General features: G+C 67.9%; 15 protein-coding genes. 6 read left to right on the top strand and 9 right to left on the bottom strand.

Translation table 11 applies throughout. From position 1 onward, the window contains the following. Positions 1-124 precede the first annotated feature (124 nt). A complete protein-coding gene (locus tag AC5P66_RS10685) occupies positions 125-451 on the bottom strand; it encodes a low molecular weight protein tyrosine phosphatase family protein (RefSeq protein ID WP_049438280.1) in 327 nt (108 codons plus the stop codon). Between the two features lie 109 nt (positions 452-560). On the opposite strand from AC5P66_RS10685, the gene AC5P66_RS10690 reads away from it, so the two are divergent. Continuing rightward, the gene (locus AC5P66_RS10690; RefSeq protein WP_181452960.1) at positions 561-1,298 is read left to right on the top strand and encodes a hypothetical protein; all 738 of its coding nucleotides are present in this window, start codon (positions 561-563) and stop codon (positions 1,296-1,298) included. Between the two features lie 107 nt (positions 1,299-1,405). Here AC5P66_RS10690 and uvrD read toward each other — a convergent pair whose 3' ends face one another. From uvrD to rpmB, 6 genes are all read right to left on the bottom strand, one after another. After that, positions 1,406-3,598, bottom strand: a complete 2,193-nt coding sequence (uvrD, locus tag AC5P66_RS10695) for a DNA helicase II (protein ID WP_099494921.1) — start codon at positions 3,596-3,598, stop codon at positions 1,406-1,408. 9 nt (positions 3,599-3,607) lie between these two features. Continuing rightward, positions 3,608-5,029 (bottom strand): FAD/NAD(P)-binding protein, encoded by a 1,422-nt coding sequence (locus AC5P66_RS10700; protein ID WP_099494920.1) that lies wholly within the window; start codon positions 5,027-5,029, stop codon positions 3,608-3,610. Between the two features lie 45 nt (positions 5,030-5,074). Then, the gene (gene cls / locus AC5P66_RS10705; RefSeq protein ID WP_495216305.1) at positions 5,075-6,493 is read right to left on the bottom strand and encodes a cardiolipin synthase; all 1,419 of its coding nucleotides are present in this window, start codon (positions 6,491-6,493) and stop codon (positions 5,075-5,077) included. A gap of 125 nt (positions 6,494-6,618) precedes the next feature. Beyond that, entirely contained in the window at positions 6,619-6,867 is a 249-nt protein-coding gene (locus AC5P66_RS10710) for a hypothetical protein (protein WP_032960654.1), read from the bottom strand. Positions 6,868-7,365: 498 nt separating this feature from the next. Further along, entirely contained in the window at positions 7,366-7,533 is a 168-nt protein-coding gene (gene rpmG, locus AC5P66_RS10715) for a 50S ribosomal protein L33 (RefSeq protein ID WP_169411268.1), read from the bottom strand. A 10-nt stretch (positions 7,534-7,543) separates the two neighbouring features. After that, a complete protein-coding gene (rpmB, locus tag AC5P66_RS10720; RefSeq protein WP_005411638.1) occupies positions 7,544-7,780 on the bottom strand; it encodes a 50S ribosomal protein L28 in 237 nt (78 codons plus the stop codon). A gap of 280 nt (positions 7,781-8,060) precedes the next feature. Between rpmB and AC5P66_RS10725 the strand changes: the two genes are divergently transcribed. Continuing rightward, positions 8,061-9,275: a nucleotide disphospho-sugar-binding domain-containing protein gene (locus AC5P66_RS10725; RefSeq protein WP_099494919.1), complete on the top strand. Its 1,215-nt coding sequence runs from the start codon at positions 8,061-8,063 to the stop codon at positions 9,273-9,275. 13 nt (positions 9,276-9,288) lie between these two features. Here AC5P66_RS10725 and dnaQ read toward each other — a convergent pair whose 3' ends face one another. Together dnaQ and AC5P66_RS10735 are read right to left on the bottom strand one after the other, a co-directional pair. After that, positions 9,289-9,798: a DNA polymerase III subunit epsilon gene (dnaQ, locus tag AC5P66_RS10730; RefSeq protein ID WP_058979216.1), complete on the bottom strand. Its 510-nt coding sequence runs from the start codon at positions 9,796-9,798 to the stop codon at positions 9,289-9,291. A gap of 170 nt (positions 9,799-9,968) precedes the next feature. Further along, the gene (locus AC5P66_RS10735; protein WP_495216294.1) at positions 9,969-10,862 is read right to left on the bottom strand and encodes a LysR family transcriptional regulator; all 894 of its coding nucleotides are present in this window, start codon (positions 10,860-10,862) and stop codon (positions 9,969-9,971) included. A gap of 108 nt (positions 10,863-10,970) precedes the next feature. Between AC5P66_RS10735 and AC5P66_RS10740 the strand changes: the two genes are divergently transcribed. The 4 genes from AC5P66_RS10740 to AC5P66_RS10755 all read left to right on the top strand — a co-directional run bounded on the left by AC5P66_RS10740 (position 10,971) and on the right by AC5P66_RS10755 (position 14,452). Continuing rightward, the gene (locus AC5P66_RS10740) at positions 10,971-11,360 is read left to right on the top strand and encodes a RidA family protein (protein WP_053443741.1); all 390 of its coding nucleotides are present in this window, start codon (positions 10,971-10,973) and stop codon (positions 11,358-11,360) included. 241 nt (positions 11,361-11,601) lie between these two features. Further along, positions 11,602-11,940: a hypothetical protein gene (locus AC5P66_RS10745; protein WP_049415948.1), complete on the top strand. Its 339-nt coding sequence runs from the start codon at positions 11,602-11,604 to the stop codon at positions 11,938-11,940. 56 nt (positions 11,941-11,996) lie between these two features. Continuing rightward, positions 11,997-13,250 (top strand): TolC family protein, encoded by a 1,254-nt coding sequence (locus AC5P66_RS10750; RefSeq protein ID WP_495216295.1) that lies wholly within the window; start codon positions 11,997-11,999, stop codon positions 13,248-13,250. Continuing rightward, complete coding sequence (locus AC5P66_RS10755) at positions 13,247-14,452, top strand: efflux RND transporter periplasmic adaptor subunit (protein WP_495216296.1); 1,206 nt, start codon at positions 13,247-13,249, stop codon at positions 14,450-14,452. The genes AC5P66_RS10750 and AC5P66_RS10755 overlap by 4 nt, the downstream gene beginning before the upstream one ends. The last annotated feature ends 10 nt before the right edge of the window (positions 14,453-14,462 follow it).

Raw genomic sequence — 14,462 nt, forward strand, 5'->3', positions numbered from 1 at the left:
CCGCTGCCAACGTCGCTTGCGACGGCCCGAAGGTTGCCGGTCAGGACGACCGGCATAGCCCATGCTCGGCTGACTCTGGTCGGAAAGAGCAGCCGAGCATGGGCTCGGCTCTACAACAGTGCGGTCAACGCAGGAACGGGGTCACTTTGCGCGTGAGCAGTTCCACCAGCACCGGGTCCATGTACTCGTAGTCGTCCGGAATATCCAGGCAGATCACCCGCTTGCCGTTCAGCCATGCCTTGTAGCGGCTGGACAGCCGGTTGCGGTGGGCGCGCTCCATCACGAACACGATATCCGCCCACTGCAGCAGCTCGGGGCTGAGCACTTCCTCGGCATCGGCCAGCAGCCCGGCCGAGGCGGTCTCGATGCCCGGCCAACCGGCGAATACCTGCTCGGCCGTCGGGCTGCGCAGGCGGTTCTGACTGCAGAGGAAGAGCACGTTGCGGGTCATGCCCGCAGCGTATCGGGGTCGGACTCCTTTTTCCAACGGAAAGGGGCTCTGACCCCACTCAGGTACATTCGGTCAAGTTGCATGGCCGGAAAACACTCGAAAGGCCATCATGGGTTTTTCCACCGCCCGGATTCCCATGATTACCAAGGATGACCTGTTAACGACGTTCGGAGAGGTGGCCGAAATCCACGGCTGCTACTTCTGCAAGTACGTAGTCGCGACGTACGTACTCTATTGCTGCGTGAGGAATGCCAAGGGACATGACCTCGCGATCGCGTCCAAGAATGTCGATGATCCGGAATTCGCCGCCAGCGTTGTACTGAACGCACCGCACCATCTTTCACATGATGGGCCAACGATCTTCGAGATTCCTTCCAACGCCTATGGGTTCACTCATGCGATGGCGGTTCCCAGCACCTATCACGGACTTCTGAATCGGATCGAGAAGCGCACGGGGCTGTTCCTGTGCCTGCCGATCTTCCGGTGTGAGTTCAACGGCAACGAATCAGCAGAGGACTTCAAGTGGTCCACACATCACATCGTTGACGTCAACAACTGGCATAGGACCAAGCAGCCGAAGATCAGCGTGTACTTCGACAATCCCCGCACTGGTGGCGGCACGGACAAGGACGGTGCCATTGTGAGTCTGGAGACATTGATAGCGGAGATCGACAACGTTAGCGGAGTGAGCAACGGCTTCATCGAGATCACCAACTACCGTGGCGAGGTGATCGAGGCACTGTCGCCGGCGGAAGACCACTACGTGCTGATCCGCAACCGCCAGGATGAAGAAGCGATGGACCGCGCCGGGTTGGTGGCAGCCGTGGAGACATTCACCATCGGCTGACAGCCGACCGCTGTTGTAGAGCCGAGCCCATGCTCGGCTGCTCTTTCCCGCCAGAAGCAGCCGAGCATGGGCTCGGCTCTACAGGAATTCCCGCCCCCCGACGGTGATCAGATCACCGTCAGGTTGGCGTAGGCCATCACCAGCCACTTGCTGCCGGCGTCGGCGAATTCGACCTGCACGCGGGCGTGGGCGCCGCTGCCTTCGTAGTCGGTCACCATGCCTTCGCCGAACTTGGGATGGGTGACCAGTGCGCCGAGCTTGAGCGGCGGCGCCTCGATCGAGGCATGGCCCATCACCCGGCTGGCGCCCATCGAGGCCGGCCGCGAGACCTGCACCTTCGGACGCACTTCGTGCAGCAGCTCGCGCGGAATCTCGCGCAGGAAGCGCGACGGCAGGCTGTAGTTGTCCTGGCCGTGGATGCGGCGCGATTCGGCGTAGCTCAGCACCAGCTTCTGGCGCGCGCGGGTGATGCCGACGTAGGCCAGGCGGCGCTCTTCTTCCAATCGCCCGCTTTCCTCCAGCGAACGTGCGCTGGGGAACAGGCCTTCTTCCAGGCCTGCCAGGAACACCAGCGGGAATTCCAGGCCCTTGGCCGAGTGCAGGGTCATCAGCTGCACGCCGTCCTCGCCCGCCTGCGCCTGGCCCTCGCCTGCCTCCAGTGCGGCATAGGCCAGGAACGCGACAAGCTCGTCCATGTCCTCACCCACTTCCTCGATGTCGTCGGCGCGGCGCACGAAGCGCGAGGCGACCGAGACCAGTTCGTCGAGGTTGTCAGTGCGCGATTCCGAATCCAGCGAATTGCGGCTTTCCTTGCTCCAGTGCTCGCGCAGCTGCGAGCGGGCCAGCACGTGGTCCACGCGCTCGGCCAGGGTCATGTGCACGGTCTGCGCCTGCAGCTCGTTGACCAGTCCCAGGAAGCCGGCCAGTGCATTGCGCGCGCGCGCGGCCAGCGCGTTGCCCTGGGTGACCAGCATCGTTGCTTCCCACAGCGAGATGCCCTGCGCGCGCGCCTCGCGGCGCACTTCGTCCAGCGTGCGGTCGCCGATGCCACGCGTCGGCGTGTTGACCGCGCGCTCGAAGGCGGCGTCATCGTTGCGGTTGGACAGCAGGCGCAGGTAGGCCAGCGCGTCCTTGATTTCGGCACGCTCGAAGAAGCGCATGCCGCCATACACGCGGTACGGCACCTGTTCGCTCAGCAGCGCTTCTTCCAGCGCGCGCGACTGCGCGTTGCTGCGATAGAGCACGGCCACTTCGGTGTAACTGCCACCGTCGCGCACCCACTGGCGGGCGCGCTCGACGATGTAGCGCGCCTCGTCCATCTCGTTGTACGCGGCGTACAGGTCGATCGGCTCGCCGTCACCGCTGTCGGTCCACAGCTGCTTGCCGATGCGATCCGGATTGTGCGCGATCACCGCATTGGCGGCGCCGAGGATGTTGGCGGTGGAGCGGTAGTTCTGCTCCAGGCGGATGGTCTGCGCGCCCGGGAAATCGCGCAGGAAGCCCTGCACGTTCTCGACCTTGGCGCCGCGCCAGCCGTAGATGGCCTGGTCATCGTCGCCGACCACGAACACGTGGCCGGAATCGCCGGCCAGCACGCGCACGAAGGCGTACTGGATGGCATTGGTGTCCTGGAACTCGTCCACCAGGATCTCGCGGAAGCGGGCGCGGTAATGCGACAGCAGCGCCGGGTTGTCGCGCAGCAGTTCATGCGCGCGCAGCAGCAGCTCGGCGAAGTCGACCAGGCCGGCGCGGTCGCAGCGCGCCTGGTACTCGATGTAGGCCTGGCGCATGGTTTCCAGCCACGCGTCGTGCGGTTCGGGCTGGATGTGCTGCGGGCGGCGGCCTTCGTCCTTCTGCGCGTTGATCCACCACGCGATCTGCTTGGGCGGGTACTTGCCGTCGTCCAGCTCCAGCGCCTGCACCACGCGCTTGACCAGCCGCAGCTGGTCGTCCGAATCCATCACCTGGAAGCCTTCGGGCAGCTTGGCGTCCTGCCAGTGCAGGCGCAGCAGGCGGTTGGCCAGGCCGTGGAAGGTGCCGATCCACATGCCACGGCTGCCGTTGGGCAGCTGTGCGTCGATGCGGTGGCGCATTTCGCCGGCCGCCTTGTTGGTGAAAGTCACCGCGAAAATGCCGTGGGTCGGCACGCCGTCGACTTCATGCAGCCAGGCGATGCGGTGGGTAAGTACGCGGGTCTTGCCGGAACCGGCACCGGCCAGCACCAGGTGGTGGCCGGGGGGAGCGGAGACGGCTTCGCGCTGGGCCGGGTTCAGGCCATCAAGCAGGTGGGAGACATCCATACCCCCATTTTACGGCATCGCCGTCGCGGCTCCTGCGACCACCTGGGTGGCCAGTGCCTGCGCCTGCTGACGCAGTTCAGGCACCGCCAGGCTTTCCCACAGGCTGCCGATGCGCAGGCTGCCGAGCACGCCCAGCCGTGCCTGCGGCTGGCCCCCAGCGGCACACAGGCGGTCGCCCGGCACCGTGCTGTCCAGGCCCAGCCCATGCGGGCCGGGGCGGGCCAGGCCATCGGCCTGCAGCTGCTGCAGCAGCGGATTGCGCAGCGCGCTGGCGCGGGTTTCCACACCGGTGGCGTTGATCACGCCGCTGATCGTCCATTGCTGTTCATTGCCGGTGGCATCGCGACCCGACAGCCGCAGGGCATCGCCTTCGCGGCCGACGCGTTGCAGGCGGGACCGGTGAATACGCAGTTGGCCGCTTTCGATCAGCGCCTGCAGCTGTGCGTCGACCTCTTCGGCGATGCGGTGGCGATGCACGTCCCAATAGCGCACCACATGGCGCAGGAAACGGCGCTGGTCGGCCGCGTCGAGGCTGCACCACAGCGCCTGCCCGTGTGGACGGATGCGGTCCATCACACCCTGCCACGGCAGGCCGTCGGCCTGCGCCTGCCGCGCGAACCCGCGCAATGCGTGCAGGCGCTGGCGCAGGTTCATCGGCAGCAGCGTCGCCGGATCGAACGTGGGCAGGCCACCATGCGCGTGCGGCAACGGCAGCAGGCCATGGCGCGAGATCACGTGCAGCGGGCCGGTGTGGCCGGCCGCAACCAATGCCAGCACGGTGTCGGCCATGCTCAGGCCGGAACCGACGATGGCCACGGCGTGCTCACCGGCCAGGGTACGCACGCCGTCGTAGTCCCAGGCCTCGATCACGTCATCGGCGGGCAGCGCCTCGGCACCGGCCACCGGCAGCGGACGCATGCTGTTGCCAGTGGCCAGCACCGCCTGTGCGGCGTGCAGCGTCTGGCCATCGCCCAGCAGCAGCCGGTAACCATGGTCATCCGGCTGCAGGCCCAGCACCGGCTGCGCGATCACCTGCAGCTGCGCCGGGCTGGCTGCGGCAGCCTCCTGCAGGCGCTGCTGCAGGTAGGCCGCAAAGTAGTGGCGGCATACGTAACGCTCGCCCAGCACCTCGCGCGCCTCGCCCGGGTAGGCGTTGGCGGCCATCAGGTAGTCGAGGAAATCGCCGGGCTGGTCGGCAAACGCACTCATCTTCGCCGCCGGCACGTTCAGCAGGTGCTCCGGCCACGGCGTGGCATAGGCGATGCCCTGGGCCAGCTGCGAAGCCGGTTCGAGAATGGCCAACGCCAGTGGCGCCTTGGCTTGGCGCAGTACCTGGATCGCCACCAGCACCCCGGCCGCACCACCACCGATGATTGCCAGGTCCAGTTCGCCCTTACGCGGTGAATCAGTCATGCGCCGATTGTAGGCCATCGGCGATGACGGGCCGGATTGCTGAAGCGGGCGGTTGCCGCCGTTTCACATCAACGCATCGGCCAGCCGTGCGATGCCTTCGCGGCTGCGCCGCCACGTGGGACGGCTGCGCCACTGCTGCAGGTCCAGCTGCCGCGACTCGCGCAGGTAGCCATCCTCGATCGCGCACAGCTGCTGCACCAGCGCGCGGTCGTAGCAGACCAGGCCGATTTCGGCATTCAGCGCGAATGAGCGGATGTCCATGTTGATCGAGCCGAGCACGGCGATGTCCTCGTCCACACTCATGTGCTTGGCATGCAGGAACTGCGGCTCGTACAGCGCGATGCGCACGCCGCAGCGCAGCAGCTCGTCGTAGTAGGCCTCCTGCGCCCACGAGGTCAGCCGCTGGTTGTTGCTGGCCGACAGGATCAGCTGCACCTGCACGCCGGACAAGGCCGCAATGCGCAAGGCGCTCAGCGTGGCTTCGTCGGGCACGAAATACGGGGTGACCATCACCAGCCGGCGCCGCGCCAGGTGGATCAGCGCCGCCACCGCATCGCGTGCGTTGCTGTAGGGATAGGCGGGGCCGCTGGGCAGCAGCTGGGTGGCGATGTCGTCGCTGCACTCGGGCACATCGGCGATCACGTCCAGGCGCTGGCCGGTTTCCATGTACCAGTCGCTGGCGAACACCGCTTCCAGATGCGCCACGGCCGGGCCACGCACGCGCGCCACCAGTTCGCGGTTCGGGTGGCCGGGCACGAACTGCGGGCCCGCCAGGTTCTGCGAACCGACATAGGCCACTTCGTTGTCGATCACCGCGATCTTGCGGTGGTTGCGCAGGTCCATGCGCCCGCTGCGGCGCCAGCGCAGGCCACCGGGCAGCATCGCGCGCACTTCGATGTCGCGCGCCTGCAGGCGCTTGCGATAGGCGCGCAGGCCGCGCTTGGCGCCCACCGCGTCGAGCAGCACGCGGCACTGCACGCCACGTGCAGCCGCACGCTGCAGGGCCTCGACGATCGCCTCGCCCACCGCGTCGTCGAACATCAGGTAGTACAGCAGGTGCACGCGGTCTTCGGCCTGGTCGATGTCGGCGATCAGCGTGTGCAGCGATTCGTCGTAGTCGGTCAGCAGATCGACGGCGTTGCTGTGCACCGGCATGAAGTCGCCCTGGCGCTGCACCAGCGGCACGATCTCGGCGCTGGCGGTGTCCGGCTGCGGTGTCCAGCGCAGGCGATGCTGCAGCGCCTGTTCCTCGCGGATGACCTGCGAGGCCTCGGCCTGGCGGCGGATGCGCTCGCGCGACAGCCATGGGTGGCCGAACAGCAGGTACAGCGGCAGGCCCAGCAGCGGCACGAAGCCGACCAGCAGCAGCCAGCTGCGCGCCGCCCCCGGCGTGGTGCGGGTGGGAATCCAGCACAGCGCAACCAGCCGGATCAGCCAGTCGATCAGCAGCAGGTAGGAACCCAGCAACCACTCGAACAGCATCGTGTCGCCCGTCGGGAGGTGATGGGCCATTCTGCCCACCGGCCTTTGTGGAGTCGAGCCGCGCTCGACGGCCTTCCGGTCCGACCGCACAGCAGCCGAGCGTGGGCTCGGCTCTACAGGATGGATCAATGCCGCACCGGCACCTCGCACAGCTGCCGCACCGCGTCGGCATGGCGGCGGCCGTTGAGCGCCATGCAGGCGATCGCCTGTGCGGCCCGCTCCAGCTGCGCCTCCGGCAGCGGCGACGGCGCGCCGTTGGCCAGTGCCAGATGGTGGTCGCACAGCAGCAGCGCCATGCCCTCGATGCCTTGCAGCATGCGCTGCAGGCGCAGCCAGCCCAGTTCCAGGTCCTGCCGGTGTGATGGGGTGTTCATGCAACCTCCTTCAACGGATCTGGCCACCGTGAAGGTGGCGGACGATGCGTGGTTGCAATACCGGGAACGGTAGCCACCAAACCGGCGGGCGCGAAGCCCCCACGCACCGTCCGCCAAAGAGGCAGATGGGTCGCCCGCCGTCGGCGGAGTTTTTCCGGCAACGGCGGGCGAGTTTACTGGCTACCGATTCGACGGGATTGCAAGCCCGACCGCTGCAACCGCAGCGGCTCGCCATCATGGGCACGGCAGGGCCTGTCGTTCCAATCGATTTGGAGCGCGCGAAGTGCCGGAACCGGTAGGCACAATCACTTATCGCATTCGGCCCATCGTTCCGCGCACGGCGCCATTGGCGACAGCCTGCGCGGGAAGTGTTGCAGTGCCGACCAACGGTCGGCACCCACCACGGCAATGCAGGAAGTACCCACCACCCGAATGCCAGACATGAAAAAACCCGCCACAAGGGCGGGTTTCTTCGCGGGGACCAGCAATCCTTGCGGATTACTTGATCTTGCCTTCCTTGTACAGGACGTGCTTGCGCACGACCGGATCGTACTTCAGGAATTCCATCTTCCCCGGGGTGTTCTTCTTGTTCTTGTCGGTCGTGTAGAAGTGGCCGGTACCGGCCGAGGAAATCATACGGACCTTATCGCGCTTGCCTGCCATGATGCTTTACTCCTCAGACCTTTTCGCCGCGCGCACGCAGCTCAGCCAGAACGGAATCGATGCCGTTCTTGTCGATGGTGCGCAGTGCATGCGCGGAAACACGAAGCTTGACCCAGCGGTTCTCGCTGGCCACCCAGAAACGGCGCTCGTGCAGATTCGGCAGGAAACGACGACGGGTCTTGTTGTTGGCGTGCGAGACGTTGTTACCCGTCTGCACTCGCTTGCCGGAAACCTGGCATACGCGGGACATTGCGCACCTCGATAGTAGTAGTTGTCAGCCCGTAGCCCGGGCGACGGCGGCCTCGATGGTTGCCCACCACACGTCAAGAGAATCAAAGGGTTACGCTGGCGTTGGGCGGCCGGGGACGTGCTCCCGGGGGCGCCGCCCGGTAGAAAACCGGACACAGCGAGCCGCGCATTATGCACGGGTTCAAGCACTTGCGCAAGTTACCCACAGGCGGGGCAGAACCGGCGGGGCCGGGGGGACTTCGCCAACCGGCATACTGGCCCGGATCACTGCGGAGCTTTCCATGCGGCTGCTGGCCCTGACCTACGGAACCGAAGGCGATACGCGCCCGCTGGCCATGCTCTGCCATGGGCTGATCGGCGCAGGCCACGCGGTGACACTGCTGGCCGATGGCGGCACCCTGGGCAGCGCGCAGGCCCTGGATGTGCCCCACGCGGCCCTTGAGGGCGACATCCATGACGAAGTGGTCGCTCTGGTGTCGCGTGGCAACGGTGTTGCCGCCGCCAGTTCCGGTCTGGCACGGATGGCGCTGCAGCATGTCAGCGGCTGGATGCGCCAGGCCGATGCGGCCGCAGAAGGCTGCGATGCGATTCTGACCGGCGGACTGGCGGCCTTCGTCGGCATGAGCGTGGGCGAACGCCGCGGAATGCCGGTCATGGGCACCGGCATGATCCCGCTGACCCCGACGCGGGCCTTCCGCTCTCCGTTCCTGCCGCCGGGACGCTCGCCGGGCTGGTTGAACCGCGCCAGCTATGGGCTGGTCAACGGCCTGATCTGGCGCCAGTTCCGCCAGCCGATCAACGCGGCACGCGAGCAGTCGGGGCAATCGCCGCGCCGCGCGTTGTGGTCCGGCCTGCCGATGCTCTATGGCATCTCGCCGCAGCTGATGCCGCCACCGGCGGACTGGCCGGCCGACCACATCGTCTGTGGCCAATGGCGGCTTCCTGATGCGCCGTGGACGCCCCCGGTCGATCTGCAGGCCTTCCTCGATGCCGGGCCGCCGCCGGTGTACCTGGGCTTTGGCAGCATGACCGGGTTTGATCGTGAGCGCGTGCTGCCGGCCCTGCTGCAGGCGCTCGCGCCACGCCGGGTGCTGCTGTTTCCTGGCTGGGTGGGACTGCCTGCGATGCGCTTGCCCGATTCGGTCTTCGTACTGGGGCCGACCCCACACGAAGCGCTGTTCCCGCGTTGCGCACTCGCCATCCACCATGGTGGCAGCGGCACCACGCATTCGGCCTGCCGCGCCGGCATTCCCTCGCTGGTGATGCCGTTCGCCGCGGATCAGTTCTTCTGGGCCGATCGCCTGTATCGGTTGGGCGTGGCACCGGCACCGTTGTCACCGAAGCGACTGGATGCAGCAACGCTGGCGGCAGCCATCACCTTCGTTGAAACCGACGCAACACGCGCACGCGCGGCGGCCCTGGGCGTGGCGATGAGCCATGAGGACGGGGTGGCCTGTGGCGTGGCGATGATCGAGCGCTGGTTACGGCCGGTGTAACAGCGGCCAGGCCTCAGCGCAGGTGCGGAATCACCTGCGCCAGCAGATGGGCATCCTTGAGCGCGCCGTGCAGGCCGCGCTGGCTGGGAATGCGCAGGCGCTGCAGCACATCATCCAGCTTGTTGCCCTGGCCGGGCCAGCGCCCGCGCGCCAGCTTCAGGCTGCAGGTGATGCGGCAGTGCTGGGCCAGCGTGCCGGGGATACCAGACAGACGCAGCTCGTTGTCCAGGAAGCCCACATCGAAGGTGGCGTTGTGCGCGACCATCTCGCTGCCGCGCAGGAAGTCCAGCAGTTCGGCGGCCTTGCTGGAAAACAGTGGCTTGCCCACCAGCATCGCATCACTGATGCCATGCACGCGCTGTGCGCCCCAATCGACCCTGCGCTGCGGCTGCAGGTAGGTGTGGAACTGGCGGCCGCTGAGCTGGCCATCGATCAGTTCGACGGCACCGATTTCGATCACCCGGTGCCCCAGGCGGTGGGAGATGCCGGTGGTTTCGGTATCCAGTGCGACGATGCGACTCATGCGTGGCGATGGTTCCTGTTGCGTGCCGCGATGATTTTCGCATGCCTGCCGCAGGAAGCTCCCTCTGTAGAGCCGAGCCCGCGCTCGGCTCACGCGCGAAGCGCGGGCCTTGAGCGCTGGTGCCAGAAGCAGCCGAGCGTGGGCTCGGCTCTACAGATGCGCGCGCGCGATCAGCCCAGCGCTTCCACCACCCAATCGATGAACACCCGCAACCGCTGGCTCATATGCCGGTTCGGCGGGAACATCACGTGCATCGGCATCGGCGGCAGCTGCCACTCCTGCAGCACCGGAAGCAGCTCACCACGCGCCACGTGCGGTTCGGCCATGTAGCTGGGCAGCGCCACCACGCCCAGGCCCGCCAGCGCTGCAGCCAGATAGGCATTGCCGTCGTCGAAACCGACCGTGTAGCGGCCCTGCACCTCGATGCGCTCATCGCCGCGGCGTGCAACGAACACGCGTGCGCGGCCACTGCGCGGACTGAGGAAGCTGACCATGTGGTGGTCGGGTCCTTCGAGCGCGCGCGGGTCGGTCGGCAGGCCGAAGCGCTGCACATAGCCCGGACTGGCGTGGAAACCGATCAGCAGCGCGCCGAGCGGTCGCGCCACCAGTGCCGGGTCGGCCGGGGTGCCACCCCGGATCACACAGTCGACGTTGTCGGCGATGACATCGACCTCGCGGTCACTCACGCCGATGTCCAGCTGGATCTCCGGGTAGCGCGCCTGGAACTCCGGCAGCGCCGGCACCAGCCGCAGCCGTGCGTACGGTCCGGGCACATCCACGCGCAGGCGCCCGCGCGGTTGGGCAGCCGCATCGCCCAGCCCGCCTTCCACCTCGTCCAGCTCGGCCAGCAGCCGGGCGATGCGCGGGTAATAGGCCGCGCCGTCGGCGGTGACGCTGACCCGGCGCGTGGTGCGGTTGAGCAGGCGCAGCCGCAGGTGCGCCTCCAGCTGCTGCACCAGCTGAGTGGCTGTGGTGCGGCTGATCTGCAGGGTCTGCGCCGCGCGGGTGAAGCTGCCGGTCTCCACCACTCGGGCAAACGCCCGCATCGCCTCGAAACGGTCCATGGCGCGCCATGATTGTTTGGAATTGGCGATCAATCTAGGCCGATCATCGCGGTTTATCCAGACAGCGCTGGCGCGGAGGATGGCGTTCTCTCCCACGGGATCTTTCCCATGTCACAGCGCGATGTCGTTTTCCCCGCCGGCCGCCAGGCCCTGTACGAGCGCAACCGCTACTCGCCGGCGATCCGGTCCGATGGCTTCCTGTTCGTTTCCGGCCAGGTCGGCAGCCGCGAGGACGGTTCGCCCGAGCCGGACTTCGAAACCCAGGTGCGCCGCGCCTTCGAGAATCTCAATGCGGTGTTGGCTGCCGCCGGCTGCACCTTCGATGACGTGATCGACGTGACCGTGTTCCTGGTCGATCCGGAGAAGAACTTCGAGAAGGCCTGGGCGATCGTGCCCGAGTACTGGGGCGAGGCGCCGCACCCGACCCTGACCGGTATCGGCGTGACCTGGCTGTACGGGTTCCAGTTCGAGATCAAGGTGATCGCGAAGCTGCCGTGATACGGGTAGTGCCGGCCGCTGGCCGGCAACGCGGTGGGGTCGAAAAGCGTGTCGACCAAGGTCGACACCTACCAGAGCACATGTGCGCGGCGCACCCGAACGATGTGGTGGGGTCAGAGCCCTTTCCGGAGGAAAGGGATCCGACCCCGCGCCCGGCCCAGCTGAACGGGAGATTCCGACGTATTCCCGAGGCGGCCATTGATATTGTATCCGGCGAAAACCGCTTGCTAGCCTCCCGTCCATGCGCCGGATCACCCGCCAACTGCGTACGTACCTGATGATGCTGCTGATGGCGGCATTCGTGGTCGTGCCGGTGGCCGACGTGCTGGCCTGCGCGGTCGAGCCGCACGACACCACTGCGGTGCACGTGGAAAGCAACGCCAACGATGCCGAGGGTGACAGTGACGGCAAGCACGCCGGTGCCTGCAGCCACAACCACTGCCACCACTCCAACCTGAGCCTGCCGGCCAGCACCCTCGCCGCCTTCGGTGCGCCGCTGCCGGCGCGCTGGATGAATGCCGGCGACGCGGCGACCTATGCGGTCGCCCAGGATGAATTGACGCGTCCCCCCCGGGCGTGAGTTGAGCGCGTCCCGCGATTGCGGGCTCCCGTTTCACTCACAACCGGAATCCCCCTATGTCGATCCTGACACCTCGGTCGCTGCGTGCGGCCGGGCGGGTCGTCGCCGTGTTGCTGGGCCTGGCCCCAGCGGCATCGGTGATGGCGCAAGCCGCCCCTTCCTATGACACCCTGCTTGAACGCCTGGACCAGCTGCCCGGCACCCGCGTCGGTGCGGCGCTGGCCGAGGCCGCCGATGCGCGCGCCGACCAGGCCCGCGCGTTGCCCAACCCTTCCCTCTCTTACTCCGCCGAAAACGCCTGGGGCACCGGCTCCTATGGCGGCATGGGCAGGGCCGATACCGTGCTCACCCTGTCCCAGCCGCTGGAGGTCTGGGGCCAGCGTGGCGCGCGTGTCCGTGCCGCCCGTGCCGAGGCACAGGCCGCCAACCTGCGTGGTGCCCAAAGCCGCAGCGACGTGGCCAGCCAGCTGGCGGTGGTCTATGCACAGGCGGAAAGTGCACTGCGCCGCTACACCCTGGCCGAAGAAGCCCTGTCACTGACCCGCGCCGACGCCAACGCCGTCAACGCGATGGTCAAGCAGGGCCGCGAGCCGCAGCTTCGCGCCGTGCAGGCGCAGAGCGAAGTCGCCAACGCCAGCGCCGCGCTGGATGAGGCGCAGGCCTTCCGCGATGCCGCGCTGGCCCGCCTGGCCGGTGCCGCGCTGCTGGATGCGCCGGTGCAGTCGATCGGCGACAGCCTGCTCGACCGCGCGCCGCCGTTGCCACGCGGTGCCACCGATACCGCACTGGCGGTGCGCATCGCCGAAGCCGAAGCGGATGCGGCGGGCAAGCTGGTCGACGTGGAGCGCAAGCGCGCCCTGCCCGACCTGAGCGTCACTGCCGCGCAGACCCGCTTCCGCGAGGGGGGCGAGCGTGCCTACAACCTCGGGGTCAGCCTCAGCATCCCGCTGTTCGACCGCAACCGCGGGGGCATCCGCGCCGCCAATGCCGACCGGCGCGCCGCCGAAGCGCGCCTGGACCAGCAGCGCCGCGACAGCGAGGCGGCACGCCTCTCCGCCGTAGCAGGACTGAAAGCCGCCGGCAGCCGTACCCGCGCCGCCGATGAAAGCGTGGTCGCCGCCGAAGAGGCGTATCGCCTGGCCCGCATCGGCTTCGACGCCGGGCGCATCTCGCAGCTGGAACTGCGCAGCACGCGCAGCGCCCTCATCACCGCCCGCGGCACCGCCGTGGATGCGCGCCTGTCGCGCGTCGCTGCGGAAATCGATCTTGCCCGCCTGGAAGGGCGCGTACCCTTTGTGGAGGCCCGATGACTCTCTCCCGTACTTTCCCGCTGATCGGCGGCGTGCTGCTGGCCGTGCTGCTGGCCGGCTGCGCTGGCAATGCGCAGACGCCTGCAAATGAAGACCCGGCTGCAGCCAAGGCCGGCACCGACGACGGCCATGGCCACGCGTCCGACAGCAAGGAAGCCAAGGCCGAATCCGCAAAGGCGCCCGCCGATGCGGATGAGGGTGTCGTGCAGTTGACCCCTGAGCAGATCAAGGCGTCCGGTATCGAAGTGGTCGCGATCGGTCGCGGTGGCGGCGGCTCCACGCGCCTGTCCGGCCGGGTCGAACCGTCGGTCGGTGCCCGCGCCTCGGTAGCTTCGACCGTCACCGGCCGCGTCGAACGCGTGCTGGTCGCGCCGGGCACGGCGGTGAAACAGAACCAGGCGCTGGCCATCGTGGTCAGTGGCGAGGCAGCGGTGTTCCGCGCCAATGCGCTGGCCGCATCCGCCGAGGCCGAGGCCGCACGCCTGGCCTATGGCCGCGACAAGGCGCTGGTCGACCAGGGCGTGGTCGCCCGCCAGGAGATGGAAGCCTCGCGCGCACGGTCGCTGGCGGCACAGGCCCAGGCCGCTGCCGCGCAGGCCCAGGCCGCTGCCAACGGTGCGCCCGATGCCAGTGGCCGCGTGCGCATCACCAGCCCGGTGGCCGGCATCGTCGGCAACGTGCAGGTCACTCCGGGCGGTGTGGTCGCCGCCGGCAGTGCGGTGGCCGACGTCGCCGACCCGTCGATGAACGAGCTGGTGTTCACCGCACCGCCAGCGCTGGCGGCACAGGTCATGCCCGGCATGAAGCTGGAAGTCAGCGTGCCGGGGGGCAGCTTCACCGCGACCGTCACCGGTGCGGCCGCCGATGTGCGGCAGCAGGGCGGCGTCGCGGTGATTCGCGCCACGCCGGTGGATGCGTCGCTGCCGCCGGCCGGTTCGCCGGTCTCGGCTGTGGTGGTCACCGAAGGCCAGGACGGTTCGCTCAGCGTGCCCGCCGATGCCGTGCAGAACGTTGATGGCAGCAGCGCGGTGTTCGTCGCCGTCGAAGGTGGCTTCAAGGCGCAGCCGGTGCTGGCCGGGCGCCGTGCCGGTGATCGTATCGAGATCCTCGGTGGCCTGAGCGGCAACGAGCGCATCGTCGGTGCCAACGCCTTCCTGCTCAAGGCCGAGCTGGCCAAGGGCGAAGCCGAGCACGGCCACTGAGGAGGCGACC

This window comes from Stenotrophomonas sp. YJH_SMC_122, from assembly GCF_059369535.1.